We start from the raw sequence: 17,487 nt of genomic DNA, 5'->3' as shown, positions 1-17,487 counted from the left end.
AATGGAAACAGCGTTTCAAAAGAGTTCTGTGCAGTTTCACAAGAAATATTCACTAATTTGTTCATAGGTATGGATAAAGAGGTCGTCCACCGTCGAGGTTTGTTGCGCAACAGCCTGCATTTGTCCTCTCAGTTGAAGGTTATTCGGTCATCCTGGCTCGAATGTCTTCATATTCCTAAAAGTTATATCAAATTCGTTTTAATTCATTTTAAAAACCAATCTCGCTGATTACACTCATTTGGACATCCATACTGCTAAACAGCCAAAAGCACTAGCAGGATAACAATAAGCAGCAGCGGATACCCAAACGACATGATTGTCCTGAAAAATATTTCGAAAGTGTTTACGCCAGGCAGGCTTTCCATTACCGCTGTCGATGATGTCAACCTGATGGTTGAGCAGGGGCAGATTTACGGAATTATTGGTTACAGTGGGGCGGGAAAAAGCACCTTAATACGTTTGCTTAATGGTCTGGAAAAACCGACCTCCGGCAGCGTAACGATTAACGGCCAGGATATCTCCGCCGCCTGTGGGGAATCGTTGCGTCAGGCACGGTTGAAAATCAGCATGGTGTTTCAGCACTTTAATTTACTGTGGTCACGCACCGTCAGTGAAAATATCGCTTTCTCTATGCAAATTGCCGGTGCGCCGAAAGCGATGATTAAGGCGCGAGTGGCCGAGCTGATTACCCTTGTCGGTCTGAGCGGTCGCGAAAATGCGTATCCATCGCAGCTCAGTGGCGGCCAAAAGCAGCGCGTAGGGATCGCCCGCGCGCTGGCGAATAATCCTGATGTACTGCTCTGTGACGAGGCTACGTCAGCCCTGGATCCGCAAACTACCGATCAGATCCTCGATTTACTGCTCGATATTAACCGTCGCTTCAAATTAACCATCGTGCTGATCACCCATGAAATGCACGTAGTACGCAAGATCTGCGATCGCGTGGCGGTCATGGAAAATGGCAAAGTCGTTGAAGAAGGCGACGTGCTTAGCGTCTTTACTCATCCGCAGCAGGCGATCACCCGACAGTTCGTTCGTCAGGTGAGTCAATACGCCGAGGAAGACGAATTCAACCCGCAGCTAGCCAGCGAACTTGGCGGCGTGGTGATCAAGCTTACGTTTACCGGGCAACGTACGCATCGGCCAGTGGTGGGTGAATTGACCCTACGCTATGGCCTGCCGTTTAACATTTTACACGGCAAGATGACGCAAACCGCACAAGGCGCTTTTGGTCAGCTCTGGGTGCACGTTGTGGCCTCTGAGGAACAATTGAACAATATTTTGGCCGACCTGCGCCAGAGCGACATTGAAGGCGAGGTGATTCAACATGGCTGAAGAACTTTTCCCGCATCTGAAGTGGGAACAACTGCTGGCAGCAACCCAGGAAACGCTCTACATGACAGCCCTTTCAGGCGCAGCGACCTTTATCTTGGGCATCGCGCTTGGTCTGGCATTGTTCCTGACCGCACGCGGTGGACTGTTTCACAATCGCGCGGTGTATAGCGGTATTTCGCTGGTGGTGAATATCTTTCGCTCGATCCCATTCATCATTTTGATCGTGCTGCTGATCCCGTTTACCAAAGCGATGGTCGGCACCATTCTCGGCGCCAATGCCGCGTTGCCTGCGCTGATCGTCGGTGCTGCGCCGTTTTATGCACGTCTGGTCGAAATTGCCCTGCGTGAAGTTGATAAAGGCGTTATTGAAGCGACGCGTTCGATGGGCGCACGTCTGAGCACACTTATTTTTCGGGTTTTACTGCCGGAATCCTCTCCTGCCTTGGTGTCCGGCATCACCGTGACGCTGATTGCGCTGGTTAGCTACAGCGCGATGGCGGGGGTCATTGGCGCCGGTGGTTTAGGGAATTTGGCCTATCTGGAAGGATTCCAGCGCAACCACAGCGACGTCACGCTGGTGGCGACAGTGACGATTTTGCTCATTGTTTTCATCATCCAGCTTTGCGGCGATGTGATCACCTCTCTGTTAGATAAACGCTAATAAAATACGGAAACCATTATCATGAAAAAATCACTGACGTTACTTGCCGCAGCAACCTTAAGCGCCCTGAGCTTTGCCTCGTGGGCAGATACGCTGACCGTTGGCGCGTCCAACGTGCCGCATGCGGAGATCCTCGAGCAGGCTAAGCCAATACTGGCGAAGCAGGGGATTGATCTGGAGATCAAACCTTTCCAGGATTACATTCTGCCGAACACCGCGCTGGCTGGCCGTGAGATTGACGCTAACTACTTCCAGCATATTCCGTACCTGAACAGCGTGATTAAAGATCATGCTGGCGATAAAACGTATGATTTCGTCAGCGCTGGGGCGATCCACATTGAGCCGATTGGTATTTATTCGAAAAAAGTGAAATCGCTTAAAGATTTGCCGGAAGGTGGCAAGGTCATCATGCGCGATGCGGTATCTGAGGAAGGCCGTATTCTGTCGATTTTCGAAAAAGAGGGCGTGATCAAACTGAAGCCGGGCGTAGATAAAGTGACCGCGCGCATTAGCGACATTGTTGAGAACCCGAAAAAGCTGAAGTTCCTGCCTAACGTGGAAGCGGCGCTGTTACCGCAGATGTATAACAATGAAGAAGGGGATGCGGTGGTGATTAACGCTAACTACGCCATCGACGCCGGGCTGGATCCGGTGAAAGATCCGATTGCCGTTGAAAGCGGTGAAAACAACCCGTATGCCAACATCATTACCGTGCATCGCGGTGACGAGAAGAAAAAGGATATCGTGGCGCTGGTTGATGTGCTGCACTCCAAAGAGATCCAGGACTGGATCCGCACCAAATATAAAGGCGCGGTGATCCCGGTTAATAACTGATCCGCTTTTTGCTGAGTGGCGTATGAACGGTAACACATTGATGATGTCAACGATTGGTGTGTTGACCAGTTCATACCAGATGGACCGGAACGCTGATGTCTATCGATCCGGTTAACCATATGGCTGGATAGTTGATCAGATATATGGGGCATTGAAATAAAAACTATAAAGGGACTCTGATGGAATCCCTTTATTTATTCAAGTATGCCATTATCACCAATGTAATAAATGAAATTGCTACGGATATATTAAAATAATGAGTTATCACATAAATTCTTGTTAATTTTTTCGGTAATGATTTTATAAACTTCACATCGCAAGGGTTGGAACTATCTAAGGCCTTTTTATTGAGTATCAAGGGGCTTGTGATAAAATTCGTTTTTATATTATAACCAGTTAAAAAAAATGGTGATGATTTATAAAATAGTATGGTGTTAAATGGCAATTCGCCAAATTCTTTCTTATATAAACCACATATTACATAAAAATTCTTATTGCCAATAAACATTAATATATACATGATTATGATACTGAAAACAACTATTCCAGTTAAAATTAATATGATTAATCCATTGTTAGTCATATACTTCCTTATTATTTAACCATGGCAGAGGAAGCTAATTAATTGCTTCTGATTGGGTATTAATTAGTAGTGTTATATATTGATTCACCTATAAATGTCCCTCCTTCTTCGCCAGCCTTACCAACTCCAAATGATGTTATTGCTGGTACAACAATTTGGCAAGCTAAAGCTCCCACGCCTCCCTCTGTAGCACTTATAGCAGCCAGTACAATTGAACAGACGGCTGTCGATGTTCGTTTAATGGCAAAGTTAAATGCTACCGGAGCAGCTAACCCACCAGTAAATTTACCAATTTCAGTGTAAGCCGTTTTTTCACAATCTCTACCAATTGTACAGGCATCATAAATAGAATTAGCACCATTCAATGCTGACAAGACAATACCAACTTTATTGAATGTTTTCATCAACTTTACCATTTTTGCTGATTTTTCTATATAAGTTGCGTAACCTTCAATATCGTCAACCCCGGTCTGATTCCATTTATGAATAATAGACGATGACGACAATCTCAGTGCTTTTTTTATATCATCATACTGAGCAAGACCAATATGCTCTCTAAATATTTTTAAAAATATCCCATCCAGCTTTTAGAATAATTGCCTACGTTCTACAAAAAATTGCTCGCCAATTAACATACCACGCATTGCATATTGATTTTTATATGCATCCTGAATTTGCTTTAACGTACTTTCAATTTCACCAAAATATTTTTCTGACATATCACTAAGAATACCACCATAGTCAGAACCATATGAAGTAAACATGTCTATTGCATGTCTGTTTTGATACAAAAACCTTGCTTCATCTAATGTTAATGGTTCCAGCGCATTATCAATTTTATCTCTGGCTTTCTCGATATGTTTGATTTGATCTGCATCCTGTTTTTCTGGATCTGCAATAATTAAAATTGAACCCGGTTTTTTCTTCATGTCTGGATTTAATTTTTTATATAGTTCGCGCGTTCCCTCTGGCGGATTAATAAAAATATAAGGTTCATATGATGATGGTGTGGCCCCGTAAGGTAATACGCAAAATCCAGCATCTACAGGTTCGCGTGACGGTTCATCTTCATCTTCATCTTCTTCTACTGGACAGGATGGCCCCGGTCTCATAGTTAGCGGGGGTGGTGCGTTCTGTGGCGCTACAGACGCTACTCTGGTTACTGGTTGAGGAGCGGAGACAATTTTGCTTTCGTAATCGTATGACGCATAAATATACGAGTTAATAAATCGACATCTACACAAGCATGTTCCAACACTATGCGCAGTTCCGGCAGCACTTCTGCCATGAATAAAGTAACCAGGTTGTCCCCCCACTATTTGGTAAAGTTGTTTATCTGAGCCACATATATAGTGATCACCTTCACAAGCGGTTGGTTGCCCATTAATAATATGATTTGCACAACCAGTAACAATAGTTCCTCCACACGTTGTTTTATCGCCAACGATTAAAAAATATGCGCGTCCCATTTGCGTACTCCTTATTTTATTAAATTTAAATTCTCTGGGTTACAAAAAATCCATGAGTTTTCCCAGGTTGCCATATAAACACAATCATCTATTCTACTGGACTCCTTTAGTTTTATTCTATTGTATGCAATTAAACTTTGTTCTTTCAAATAATCAATATCATAACTACACAGTGATTTAGTATGATTTATGAAATCAGGAAATCTTTTTCTCCATATTTTACAAAACTCATCTGTTATCTTTTGAGGAATTTGTAATATTGGATGTTCGCTATCCTCAGTTATAATTCCAGGGTTATATTTGGCTGGGATTGTTACTTGAGCTAAATGATAATTTGAACTAATAATTTCATGCTCTTTATTAGCCCACAATCCGGCATGTAATAACAAATAATAATCGTCGGTTTTTTTAATCTGCTGATTATTCATCATCATTTCTTTAATATTGAAATCATCTAATGGATATACATCCCATTTTTCATTAAACCTCTGTGCTAAATATTTTGAATAAAATGCCGCGTCCATTTTTGAATAAAATATAGAAATGCCTTCAATATTCTTATCGTATTTTCGCCATAACGGCTCTAACATCTTTTCATTCTTATGTGTAGTCTTATTATGTATTCCAGTGATCCGACCTAAAACCCATAATTCATGCTCGCTTATGTACTGACAAACTTCTCTATTGCTTTGATAGAAATACATTTCAGAAACTTACTCATCGGTTAAAAGAACAATGAAAAACTAATTTTTATATCAATTATGTGATTCCTGTAGCATAAAACATAAAAAAGCCTGAATCTTTTTTTGAATAATTCAGGCTTTCAATAATTAATTTAATTAAATTTTATTTATGAATGCGTTATAATTTTTTTCCGATGCTTTTATTAACATGATTAACGATTTATACGCTCAATTCTCGCTGGCAACCCCTGACGCACAGCGGCTCCTGAAACCCAATCCAGCCAGGTGTTAGCAACCTTTCGTGTCGGATCCGCAAAGCCCAGATCGTTGATATTGATTCCCGACGTTATCTTTTTATCAAACGGCATCGGCTCACCGTCGAGCGTATGCTGCGCAGCGCCCATCTCTTTATGTCCATAGCCATGCTCAATCGCGATTACCCCAGGCATCACGCCATGCAGTAAGCTGATTTGCGCTTCAACCTGACCGCCAGGTGTGGTGATATGCACGATATCGCCGTGTGCTAAACCATACCGCTTGCCGTCCTGCGGATTGAGCGCCACCAGATTAACCGGCTTCAGATGATGCAGGCGCGGGATCACGGCCGACGCACTGGACATGGTATTGGATTTAAAGGAAATCAGTTTCAGCGGCCACTCTTGTTCCGGGAACAACTCCTCGACCGCACGTCCATCAGACAGGCGCGAAGGATACCAGGCTGGGCAGCCGCTGTAACGCTCGCCGGTAATCGCATGGCGGTGCGCGGCGACGTTCGCATTCCAGATTTGTAGCGGCTTTTCCCACACATTGCCGACACGGTTATCGACCCGCCCGCTGTTATCCGGCGCAAAACGCCCGCCGCGGGAATAGATAAACGCCACCCGACTGATTTCATCTGCTTTCAGCGTTTGGGCGATCACCGGCAAGATTCGTTGCACCCCAGTCAGCGCGATATCATCTTCCCGCGCCTCTGCAACTGGCGCTTTACCCATAAAGGCAATGTTGGCGGCCAGCCGCAGATAATAATCTTCGGCGCGGTTGAGCGGATACTGATTGCCCTGCGGGTCGGTAATGGCATTGTCACCAAAGCCGGGGAGGCCAATGCGTTTTGCCACCGCGATGCAGAAAGCCTCCATCGAGGCCGGTTGACCGTCTGCGGTATTGCTGGTTGCGGCTCTGACGACCGGCCAACGCGCGGTGGTGGCTTTGCTGGCGACACCCGCCCATGGCGCACTGAATCCCCAGCTTTCGAAGTTATGGGTATCCGGCACGATGTAATCAGCGAGCGCCGTGGTTTCGTTCATAAAGGCGTCAATCGCGATAAACAGCGGTAGACGCGCAGGATCTTTGAGTTTCTCTTCCGCTACGCCGCGCAACCCTGCAATGCCGTAGAACGGGTTGGTCATATTGGAGATCCAGGCTTTCAGCGGATAAGGGTAACCTTCCAGTGCTGAAACCAGTAATTCGGTAAGCTGGCCTGCGACAAACGGATACCAGGGCGCTTTGGCCGGGAAGGGCGACTGCCCGGCGGCGACTTTGTTGCGGTACTCTTCGGAAGACTCATAGGCTGTCTTGCTGCGGGCGATGCTCAGACCTTTAGGTTTCACCCTCCCGGCAAAACTGTCCATATTGTAGCGCGGGCCGTCAGTTGCGCCGTTGAACTTACCGCCGCCGACGAACACGCCGCCTTCGAGGCTCAGGTTCCCGATCAACGCATTGAGCATCATTACCGACCAGGCATTATAAAAACCGTTACCCGCCATCATCCCGCCATGGGTGATCACTGCTGCTTTTCGTCCGTGACGGGTGAAAGCATCGGCCAGCGCGCCAATGTCTGCCTCAGAAACACCACACTGCTGGCTGTATTGCGCCATTGACAGTTTCTCAGCGGATTCTTTAAGACACTGGAAGCCACTTTTTACCGTGACCGTTTGCCCCCCGGCCAGCGTGACTTCACGGGAGATGAACAGTTGGGCACGTTGGCAACTGCTGGCGGCGACGATCTCTCCGGCTTCGTTAATGACTGTTGGTTCGTTGGCGGCGTCTGCGCGTAAATGCGCCAGCGTTAAATGCTGACCGGCGAGCGTTGGAATTTCATCGGTAATGACCAGATGGGTGGCGTTGGTCCAGCTTTTTTCCCCGGCCTGCTTCATGGCCTGTACGTCAGGAATAGCCAGGTAATCAGCGTTATAGCGCTGCTTTTCAATTATCCAGCGGATCATCCCCATCGCCAGTGCGGAGTCCGTCCCTGGGCGTACGGGCTGCCAGTGTCCACGATCGTCGGCAAGCACTGTCGTTAGCGGTAGGGCTGGTGCAACCACAACATAGCGGAAGTCATCACGTAAACGGGCGCTGGCGAGCTGGCGAGCCTGGCGTTTAAACGGGTTGCCGGATTGTGCTGGAGACGTCCCCATAAACAACGCAAATTCGACATTATCCCAGTCGGGTTTTACATGGGTATTTTTATCCAGATCGCCCATCAATGCGCCAGATCCGGCACGATAGGCCAGACCACAGTATGCGCCATGGGCACCGAAGTTTTTGCTGCCGAAACTGTTTAGGGCAAAGCGACGCAAAAATGTATCACGTCCTTCATCACTGGTATTGGTGACCAGTAGCTGATTGGATTTTGGGCCGAAACCAGGGTGTCGGGCATCAATCGGCGTATCGGGATCGTGGATCGCCCGCAGACCGTCAACGTGCCCTTCGCCAAACAGATCGCCGCCTTCCACCACTTCTTTGATCAGTTGCTCAAAGCTGATGCGCTGCCATTTGCCTTCCCCACGTTTACCCACGCGTTTCATCGGCTCCAGAATGCGCAGCGGGCTGTACAGGCCTTCAAGTAAGGTGGCGCCACGGGCGCAGGCAGTGGAGCGGGCATCAAGGCCGGTTTCGCCCGCCAGTTGTTCCATCGCGGCGGCAAAGGGAACAGAGGAGTCAATGTGGTGTTCGTGAGATAGCGGATGGTACGGGTTGCCCGCAATACGCAACACTTTGCCTTGTTCGTTATCAACACGGACACGCACGCCACATTGCGTCCAGCAGCCGAAGCACTGCGTCATGGAGATAACCTGCTGCGGGTTCTGTTGCCAGCGCGTTTGGGCATGTGCTTCGGGGATGAGTGCATTACCAAAGATACGGTCGCGGGTTATTTTTCCTGATGTTCCGTCAAGCAAACCATCAATCGCACGCTTTGCCACGTCCCGATAACTCAGGCCGAAGGTCACCATGCCCCCGACGGCTAGACCGACTTTAAGCCACTGACGACGAGTTAAATTAGCCATGTTGCATTCTCCTTGCGATCGCGTTCAAGGCTTCACGAACCATAATGATCAGTGCGACCCACAGGCCAAAAGTGCCAAGAATAGCCAGCCAGCCATCTGTGCCACCGGGCAGGGTATAGGGGTTAAACTGGGCGTTAAATTTCGGTACGGTCTGTACCTGAATGAGTAATGTCCAGCGCATCAGCCAGCACAATGCCATTGCACTTATTGCCAGCGAAATACGTAATGGCAGTGATAACGGATGGCGTAACGCCAGAGCGCAAAGACCCAGTGAGATAACCCAAAGTGCAATCCAGCCGTTGGCGTAATGCCGCGCGGAAGCCGCCACATCCAGCCACTGGCGAATTGCTGACCCCGATAGCGTGTTGCCACTTGTCCATACCACCACCACGATAGCCAGCGCGCACAGCGTGACTATCTGTCCCCATGCCAGTTTGCGCGGTAATGTTATCCCTGCGGTTTTCACCGTGGCGATAAGCAGAGCAAGGAAGGTTTGCAGGGCACTGAGGAACATCGCTACCGGGAAGGCGTAGCTGAACCAGATCGGACGCGCCTCGACAATCGAGACCTCGCGACCGGTATAGACCAACAGTCCAATCGCCGATAGCGCACTTCCCACGGCCAACCATTTAGTGACGCTGTAACTTTTTGCGGTTAATCGCTTAATCTGCTGTGCTATAAACCACAGCCCTAAAAACCCGGTGAACAGCGGTAAAAATAGCGCCCCCCACGGCATCCATGACCATGGCGTCGGAAAGGCATAGAAATGCCAGACGCGTGCCGTCTGGTGTAAATCAGCGGTTAGCGCCAGCGGTGCGGTAATCGCGCAGGTCAGGGCGATTAACAGCGTCAGGTTTTCCAGTTCCGGCGCCTCTTGTTTGCGCCAGTGAAGCACGCAGGCAAACAGTGCGGCGCAGGCGGCAATGCCGATAAAAAAGAAATATTGCACAGCCCAGGGTAACCAGCTTACGTCCTGGGGATGCGTCAGAACCTCTTCGATAATCAGGGTAGGGTTCATTTAAACCTCCTGCCAGAGCGCGGGCTGGGCACGCCCCATTAATGGTGTCACAAAGGCCTCATCCAGGCCCAGATAGAACACGTGCGGCGAGGTGCCACTTTCCGGTTTCAGGACCTTGATGGCGTCATGATGTTGCTGCAGCATTTGAGAAATCCGGCTGTGTGGATCCTTTATATCGCCGATGATGCGTGCGCCGCCAACGCACGACTCCACGCAGGCCGGGAGCAGGCCCGCTTCCAGTCGATGAACGCAAAAAGTGCATTTATCGGCGGTTTGCGTTTCATGGTTGATAAACCGTGCGTCGTATGGGCAGGCCTGCACACAGTAGGCACAGCCAACACAGCGCGTGTTGTCGACAACCACAATGCCATCTTCGCGTTGGAAGGTGGCCTGTACCGGGCAAACGGGGACGCAGGGGGGATTATCACAATGGTTGCACAGGCGCGGCAGCAGGACGTTGGTGACGCTTTGCTGGCCTTCAAGTTGCACCTGATATTGATTAACGTTGGTACGAAACTCACCTTGCGGCGTCTGGTTTTCAATCGCGCAACTCACGGTGCAGGCCTGGCAGCCGATACACCGACGCAGATCGACCAGCATGCCGTAGCGATGCTGAGGTGATCCTTCATGCCGCTCAGGCGAAAAGGGAAACTGGGCCTGTGCCAGGGGAACCAGTGATGCGCCAGCGGTCAGGACGCCAAGTTGCTGGAGAAACTGCCGTTTACTGCTGTCCATATTTTCTCCCGTCACGATGCAACAACGAAACATTGGTCACGCCGTTGATTGCGTGTGATGAATAAAGAACCTCGATGATTTACAGTGTAAAAATCGTGACGGGGAGTACTCTATTGTGGTTAACCACATACCCGGCTAGTTGTTGATCTAAAACAACATAATTGACAGGGATAATTCAGTGGGATGTAACATCGTTCGATGCCTGACGGTATTGGCCTCCGTGTGGATGCTCAGCAGCGTGGCGTGGGCAGATTCGTGGAATGTGGGTGTTTTGGCGATGCGTGGAGAGGTCTCTACACGTACCCACTGGCAACCGCTGGAAACCCTGTTAAATCAGCAAATTCCGGGTGAACAGTTTCATATTCAACCGCTGGATCTGCAGCAGATGCAGGAGGCGGTTAACCGTGGAACCGTCCAGTTTGTGGTCACCAATCCTGCACAATTCGTGCAGCTAAACAGCCATGCCGCGCTTCGCTGGCTGGCGTCATTACGCTCCACACGTGGTGGAAAGGCAACCAGCAACGTGATTGGCAGTGCTGTCCTCGTCAGGCGCGACAGCGGGATTGGGAATGCACACGATCTGATTGGTAAAACGGTAGGTGCCATTGATGCCCAGGCATTTGGCGGGTATTTGCTGGGATACAAAGCACTCAGTGATGCTGGCTTGCGCCCTGAGCGTGATTTACGTCTGACGTTTACCGGTTTTCCTGCCGATGCCTTGCTGTATTTATTACGTGAAAAAGCGGTTCAAGCGGTGATTGTGCCCGTGTGTCTGCTGGAAAAAATGGATGAAGAAGGGCTAATCCGCAAAGCGGACTTTAGGGCTGTGATAACCTATCCAACGTCAATTCCTTGCGTAACCAGCACGCCGCTCTATCCTGACTGGTCGTTTGCTGCCTTGCCCGCGGTCAGTGATGAACTGGCCGATCGTGTCACGCGGGTACTGTTTAATGCGCCACAAAACGCCGTCTTTCGTTGGGGCGCGCCGGCCTCGACCCGCGAAGTAGAAGCCTTGCTGCGTGATGTCCGTCAGCACCCACAGCAGCGCCAACTGTGGCTGGATGTCAAAAGCTGGTTTATTCAACATCGTCTGGCCATGGGGGCGGCGGGTATCGTCCTGTTGTTGCTGACGCTCAATTACATCTGGGTCATGCTGTTGGTCCGCCGGCGCGGAAGACTGCTTGAGCGTAATAATGTGCTGTTGCGCAAACAGGAACAGGCGCTGGAAACCGCGCGTCAAATGAGTGTGCTGGGGGAAATGACGTCCGGATTCGCTCATGAACTCAACCAACCGCTTTCGGCTATCCGCCATTATGCCCAGGGCAGTCTGATTCGTCTGCGCGGCCAGGATCAGCAGCATCCGTTGTTACCCGCCCTTGAACAGATTGACGTGCAGGCGCAGCGGGGGGCCGATACGCTACGCAATTTACGTCAGTGGGTCAGTCAGGCGCAGGGAAATCCGGTGATGACCGACGACTGGGAGCCCATTAACGTTCATGATGCGATCCATCATGTCTGGCAGTTATTACGCATGGCACAGCAATTCCCGACGGTAGCGTTACAAACGCAGGTCGACAATTCGTTTACGGTTACGCTGCCGACCGTTTTGCTGGAGCAGGTTCTGGCTAATCTGGTACTAAACGCGGCCCAGGCCGGGGCGAAAACGGTGTGGTTCTCAGCGTGCAGTGAGGAGCATGGTGTGCGCATTCTGGTGCAGGATAACGCCGGAGGGATCGACGATGCGCAGTTATATCAGGCATTCCAGCCCTTTATGACCACCCGCAAGGAAGGTATGGGACTCGGGCTGGCCATTTGTCAGCGACTGGTTCGCTATGCAAATGGCGACATTAGCATCAAAAATCACCCAGCACCTGACGGTCTGGCGGGCGTAGTGGTGACATTACATTTTAAGCAAATACAGGAAGGAGGACGTCGTGGCAATAATTCATCTGTTGGATGACGATGTAGCGGTTACTCAGGCCTGTGCATTTTTACTGGAAAGTATGGGGTATGAGGTACGTTGCTGGGAGCAGGGCGAAACGTTTTTGGCTCAGGCCGATCTGCACCAGGTCGGCGTATTGCTGCTGGATATGCGCATGCCGGTACTGGATGGACATGCCGTGCATGAAGCAATGCGTCAGCGCGAGAGCACCCTGGCGGTGGTATTCCTTACCGGGCATGGTGATGTGCCCATGGCGGTTGAACAAATGAAGCGCGGAGCCGTAGATTTCTTACAGAAGCCGGTTTCAGCCGCGCCGCTACAGGCTGCGCTGGAAAATGCTGTGCAGGCCTCGGCAGCGGCTTTTTCGCGACAGGAAATTGTTGCTTGTTATCAGCAACTTACACCGAAGGAGCGAGAGCTGGCGAATCTGGTTGCAAAGGGATTGATAAATCGGGAAATCGCCGATGCCATGAATATTGCCGTTCGCACGGTTGAAGTGCATCGGGCGCGGGTGATGGAAAAAATGCGGGCCGGAAGCCTCGCCGAGCTGGTAAATCGACTTCAGCGGATCCAGTAAAATTGTGACATTTATTTGATTTTCATTGGATTTTGTCTAATTCGCCAGAGTGATATATGCTGTGGGTTTGAGTTAATGACGAGCGGGTGAATATGGGAAATCAGACCAAAGACGACGAGCTGTACCGCGAGATGTGCAGAGTAGTCGGTAAAGTAGTGCTGGAAATGCGCGATCTGGGGCAAGAGCCTAAGCATATCGTCATTGCTGGCGTACTGAGAACAACCCTCGCCAATCAGCGTGTGAAGCGCAGTGAGTTAGAAAAACAGGCCATGGAGACGGTGATTAAAGCATTGGCCGGTTAATCCATAAAAGAGGGCGGTAGAATTATTCTGCCGTCCTCTTATTTTAATCTTCGTTATCTTCCAATAAATATAATTTAGTTCGGTCACTAAAATTACAAATTCCGTTATATATTTTATTGCATATCGATTGGTATATAACACAATATTTGTGATTGCACTCCCAAATATTTTCATGCATATGAAATGTTATTTCAATCTCGCTTAATGATAATAAATATCACTCAACATTAATTATTTTCCTTCCGATTTTTAATTGATAACGATCAAGGTTACAGGGGGGGAATAACCACATTATTTATTCACCTAACCCTAAAGGATTATACCCGAGTTTAGGGTATGGATTGATTCAGTTTAACCACCGTCATCTGTGCGATCAGGTTAGGGCAAAAATTCACGTGTTGTTGGCAACATTTATGGCCGATTTGACCTGATCTGCATTCATTAAAATTAGCCTGGATCTGTTGCTACTACAGCGTTTGCGAAGAGGATGCGAAATAAATGAACCAGGTTGATCGTCCATTTTTAGATTGTGGTTTAACGCGGCTTGAGTTTCTGCGTATATCAGGGAAGGGTCTGGCAGGATTAACGATTGCCCCAGCTCTGCTATCCCTTTTGGGTTGTAAGCAGGAAGATATCGATAGCGGCACCGTCGGACTTATCAATACGCCGAAAGGGGTGCTGGTGACTCAACGAGCCCGCTGTACTGGCTGCCACCGCTGTGAAATTTCCTGTACTAATTATAACGATGGCGCTGTTGGCACCTTTTTTTCCCGCATCAAAATTCATCGTAACTACTTCTTTGGCGATGATGGAGTCGGGTCCGGTGGCGGGTTGTACGGCGATTTAAACTATACAGCAGATACCTGCCGTCAGTGTAAAGATCCCCAGTGCATGAAAGTCTGCCCGATTGGCGCAATTACCTGGAAACAGGAAGACGGTTGCATTGCCGTAGATCATAAACGCTGTATTGGCTGCAGTGCCTGTACCACGGCCTGCCCATGGATGATGGCGACCGTTAATACCGTAACGAAGAAATCCTCAAAATGTGTTTTATGCGGGGAATGCGCTAATGCTTGTCCGACTGGGGCATTAAAAATTATTGAGTGGAAAGATATTACTGTTTGATGGATAGCAGGGCTGCCTGATACGCGTCATTTATTGCCAGAAAAATCGCAGTTTTTGAATAAAAGAACTGCCTGAAAGGTGGCGAGTATATCTATCGGACCTTCTTGCAAAGGAAAACATGATGGCTAATGGTTGGACAGGTAATATTTTACGGGTCAATCTCACCACGGGTAATATCACCGTTGAAGATTCCAGTAAATTTAAGAAATTTGTCGGTGGGATGGGCTTTGGCTATAAAATTATGTACGACGAAGTTCAGCCAGGCACTAAACCTTTTGATGAAGGAAATAAACTGGTTTTCGCGACCGGGCCGCTAACCGGTTCAGGCGCACCCTGCAGTTCTCGTGTCAATATCACCTCATTATCGACATTTACCAAAGGCAATTTAGTGGTCGATGCCCATATGGGCGGTTTCTTTGCCGCACAAATGAAATTCGCGGGTTACGACGCCATTATTATCGAAGGGAAATCACCTTCTCCGGTTTGGATCAACATCAAAGACGATAAGGTCAGCATCGAAAAAGCGGACTTCATATGGGGTAAGGGTACGCGCGCAACCACAGAAGAAATTTGCCGTATCACCAGCCCGGAAACCTGCGTTGCGGCCATTGGTCAGGCGGGTGAAAATCTTGTTCCGCTTTCCTGCATGATTAACAGCCGTAACCACAGTGGCGGGGCCGGTACTGGCGCAGTCATGGGGTCGAAAAACCTGAAGGCCATTGCGGTAGAAGGGACCCAGGGGGTCAATATCGCCGATCGCAAAGAGATGAAGCGGCTTAATGACTACATGATGACCGAACTTATCGGCGCCAACAATAACCATGTTGTGCCGAGCACGCCGCAGGCCTGGGCTGAATACTCTTCACCTAATTCGCGCTGGACGGCTCGCAAAGGGTTGTTCTGGGGCGCTGCGGAAGGTGGGCCAATCGAAACGGGGGAAATTCCACCGGGAAACCAGAATACTGTCGGTTTTCGTACCTATAAATCCGTATTTGATCTCGGCCCGGCCGCTGAGAAGTACACCGTCAAAATGAGTGGCTGCCATTCATGTCCAATTCGCTGTATGTCGCAACTCAATGTTCCCCGTGTGAAAGACTTTGGTGTGCCGAGTACCGGCGGAAATACCTGCGTGGCGAACTTTGTACATACCACTATTTTCCCGAATGGGCCGAAAGATTTTGACGATAAAGACGATGGGCGCGTCGTAGGAAACCTGGTTGGCCTGAACCTGTTTGACGATTATGGCATCTGGTGTAACTACGGGCAGTTGCACCGTGACTTTACTTACTGCTATTCGAAAGGTGTTTTTAAGCGTGTGCTGCCAGCAGAGGAGTATGCAGAGATCCGTTGGGATCAACTGGAGGCAGGCGATCCGAACTTTATCAAAGATTTCTACTATCGACTGGCGCATCGCGTAGGCGAACTTAGCCACCTTGCGGATGGCTCGTATGCCATTGCTGAGCGCTGGGATCTGGGCGAAGAGTACTGGGGTTACGCGAAGAACAAACTGTGGTCGCCGTTTGGTTTCCCTGTTCACCATGCGAACGAAGCCTCGGCGCAGGTGGGGGCGATCACCAACTGTATGTTCAACCGCGACTGTATGGCGCATACCCATATCAACTTTATCGGCTCCGGTTTACCGCTGGCGCTACAGCGTGAAGTGGCGGGCGAACTGTTTGGTTCACAGGATGCATACGATGAAACCAAAAACTACACCCCGATTAATGCCGCCAAAATCAAATACGCCAAATGGACGCTGCTGAAAGTCTGCCTGCACAATGCGGTTACGCTGTGTAACTGGGTCTGGCCAATGACAGTTTCGCCACTGAAGAGCCGAAACTATCGCGGAGACCTCGATCTGGAAGCGAAATTCTTCCAGGCCGTAACGGGGGATGAAACAACTCAGGCGAGTCTGGATTTGGCCGCGGAGCGCATTTTTACCCTGCATCGTGCTTATACAGTCAAGTTGATGCAAACCATGGATATGCGTAATGAGCACGACCTGATCTGCTCCTGGGTGTTCGATAAAGATCCGAAGATCCCGGTCTTTACCGAAGGGACCGACAAGATGGACCGGGAAGATATGCGTCAGTCGCTTACGATGTTCTATCAGGAAATGGGCTGGGACCCGGCGTTGGGCTGCCCAACTCGCGACACCCTTCACCGCCTCGGCCTTGAGGATGTGGCAGCCGACCTGGCTGCACACAATCTGTTGCCGGCGTAAGGAACGCAGATGACGTACGTGAGTAACGACCTGGCCGCTGCAGAGGATGTGCATGGTGACGACGTGGATAGCCAAAAGAGACAGTGGCTGCACGCGTTACGCCAGCCTGCCGCACACCGGAGTTCGTCATTAATTCAGGAACCCACCACCCCGGAGTCGATAGTGGCGGATTTTATCCGCCAGCATTCTGCTTCAGGTCAACTGGTGGCACGCAGCGTGTTTCTGTTGCCACCTTATTCGGTTCCTGAAAGTGACCTGGCGACGCTGCTGGACACGATGTGCCAGCACGCATCCGACGCAGATATTATCTGTATCCAGGGCTCAGAGGATACCTACTTCTACTCGACGCAAACCATGACGGCAAACTATGCCGGGATGTGTGTGCAGGTGGTGGAAAATGATATCTGCCATGCCATTGCAGAAGCGGTACGTTTTGACTGCCAAACGTATCCTCGCCCCTATAAGGTCGCCATGCTGGCGCAGCCGCCATACCACTTTGAACCTGAGCAGGTTACGGCGGCGCTCACGGCAATGGAAACGCATCCTGATTATGCAGACATACGTGCTGTGGAATCGTCGAATGCGGAACCTTATCTGTTTAGCGAGCGCTTTATGAGTTACGGCAAAGCGTATGGCCTGTGCGAATGGCTTGAGGTTGAGCAGTATCAGAACCCCTGAATTTTTCAGGTTGATGTCATGGAACGTGTGGACGATC

Annotated in this window: 15 protein-coding genes and 1 pseudogene; 10 read left to right on the top strand and 6 right to left on the bottom strand. The window is 49.5% G+C overall.

The window, feature by feature from the left end:
• Positions 1–312: 312 nt before the first annotated feature.
• The 4 genes and pseudogenes from OGX91_RS06480 to OGX91_RS06465 form a co-directional block, all read left to right on the top strand.
• Positions 313–1,335, top strand: a complete 1,023-nt coding sequence (locus OGX91_RS06480; protein WP_005120225.1) for a methionine ABC transporter ATP-binding protein — start codon at positions 313–315, stop codon at positions 1,333–1,335.
• Positions 1,328–1,996: a methionine ABC transporter permease gene (locus OGX91_RS06475; protein WP_005120223.1), complete on the top strand. Its 669-nt coding sequence runs from the start codon at positions 1,328–1,330 to the stop codon at positions 1,994–1,996. Before OGX91_RS06480 ends, OGX91_RS06475 begins: the two co-directional genes overlap by 8 nt.
• Positions 1,997–2,017: 21 nt before the next feature.
• Entirely contained in the window at positions 2,018–2,830 is an 813-nt protein-coding gene (locus OGX91_RS06470) for a MetQ/NlpA family ABC transporter substrate-binding protein (RefSeq protein WP_005120221.1), read from the top strand.
• A gap of 16 nt (positions 2,831–2,846) precedes the next feature.
• Positions 2,847–2,955 (top strand): annotated as a pseudogene (locus OGX91_RS06465) (hypothetical protein); the annotation flags it as partial.
• A gap of 517 nt (positions 2,956–3,472) precedes the next feature.
• Here the strand turns inward: OGX91_RS06465 and OGX91_RS06460 are convergent.
• The 6 genes from OGX91_RS06460 to ttrB all read right to left on the bottom strand — a co-directional run bounded on the left by OGX91_RS06460 (position 3,473) and on the right by ttrB (position 10,602).
• On the bottom strand, positions 3,473–3,817 hold the full coding sequence (locus OGX91_RS06460) for a hypothetical protein (protein WP_053065224.1): 345 nt from the start codon (positions 3,815–3,817) through the stop codon (positions 3,473–3,475).
• A 183-nt stretch (positions 3,818–4,000) separates the two neighbouring features.
• Positions 4,001–4,882, bottom strand: a complete 882-nt coding sequence (locus OGX91_RS06455; RefSeq protein WP_286625754.1) for a PAAR domain-containing protein — start codon at positions 4,880–4,882, stop codon at positions 4,001–4,003.
• Between the two features lie 11 nt (positions 4,883–4,893).
• Complete coding sequence (locus OGX91_RS06450; protein WP_286625752.1) at positions 4,894–5,472, bottom strand: hypothetical protein; 579 nt, start codon at positions 5,470–5,472, stop codon at positions 4,894–4,896.
• 305 nt (positions 5,473–5,777) lie between these two features.
• Positions 5,778–8,849, bottom strand: coding sequence for a tetrathionate reductase subunit TtrA (gene ttrA, locus OGX91_RS06445; protein ID WP_286625751.1), 3,072 nt, complete (start codon positions 8,847–8,849; stop codon positions 5,778–5,780).
• On the bottom strand, positions 8,842–9,867 hold the full coding sequence (gene ttrC, locus OGX91_RS06440) for a tetrathionate reductase subunit TtrC (RefSeq protein WP_155020995.1): 1,026 nt from the start codon (positions 9,865–9,867) through the stop codon (positions 8,842–8,844). Before ttrC ends, ttrA begins: the two co-directional genes overlap by 8 nt.
• The gene (gene ttrB / locus OGX91_RS06435; RefSeq protein WP_005122827.1) at positions 9,868–10,602 is read right to left on the bottom strand and encodes a tetrathionate reductase subunit TtrB; all 735 of its coding nucleotides are present in this window, start codon (positions 10,600–10,602) and stop codon (positions 9,868–9,870) included.
• 226 nt (positions 10,603–10,828) lie between these two features.
• Between ttrB and ttrS the strand changes: the two genes are divergently transcribed.
• The 6 genes from ttrS (at position 10,829) to OGX91_RS06405 (ending at position 17,450) form a co-directional block, all read left to right on the top strand.
• Positions 10,829–12,562: a tetrathionate respiration histidine kinase TtrS gene (ttrS, locus tag OGX91_RS06430; protein ID WP_137378468.1), complete on the top strand. Its 1,734-nt coding sequence runs from the start codon at positions 10,829–10,831 to the stop codon at positions 12,560–12,562.
• A complete protein-coding gene (gene ttrR, locus OGX91_RS06425) occupies positions 12,537–13,121 on the top strand; it encodes a tetrathionate respiration response regulator TtrR (protein ID WP_005122830.1) in 585 nt (194 codons plus the stop codon). Before ttrS ends, ttrR begins: the two co-directional genes overlap by 26 nt.
• 92 nt (positions 13,122–13,213) lie before the next feature.
• Complete coding sequence (fumD, locus tag OGX91_RS06420) at positions 13,214–13,423, top strand: fumarate hydratase FumD (RefSeq protein ID WP_040233753.1); 210 nt, start codon at positions 13,214–13,216, stop codon at positions 13,421–13,423.
• Between the two features lie 498 nt (positions 13,424–13,921).
• Entirely contained in the window at positions 13,922–14,548 is a 627-nt protein-coding gene (locus OGX91_RS06415) for a ferredoxin-like protein (RefSeq protein ID WP_005122832.1), read from the top strand.
• 121 nt (positions 14,549–14,669) lie between these two features.
• The gene (locus tag OGX91_RS06410) at positions 14,670–16,772 is read left to right on the top strand and encodes an aldehyde ferredoxin oxidoreductase (protein ID WP_005122834.1); all 2,103 of its coding nucleotides are present in this window, start codon (positions 14,670–14,672) and stop codon (positions 16,770–16,772) included.
• A gap of 9 nt (positions 16,773–16,781) precedes the next feature.
• Positions 16,782–17,450: a YdhW family putative oxidoreductase system protein gene (locus OGX91_RS06405; protein ID WP_155020996.1), complete on the top strand. Its 669-nt coding sequence runs from the start codon at positions 16,782–16,784 to the stop codon at positions 17,448–17,450.
• The last annotated feature ends 37 nt before the right edge of the window (positions 17,451–17,487 follow it).

The organism is Citrobacter sp. Cpa228, from assembly GCF_030333085.1.
GTDB lineage: Bacteria > Pseudomonadota > Gammaproteobacteria > Enterobacterales > Enterobacteriaceae > Citrobacter > Citrobacter pasteurii.
The sequence above is the reverse complement of the archived record's forward strand: the minus strand, read 5'-3'. Positions and strand labels throughout refer to the sequence as shown.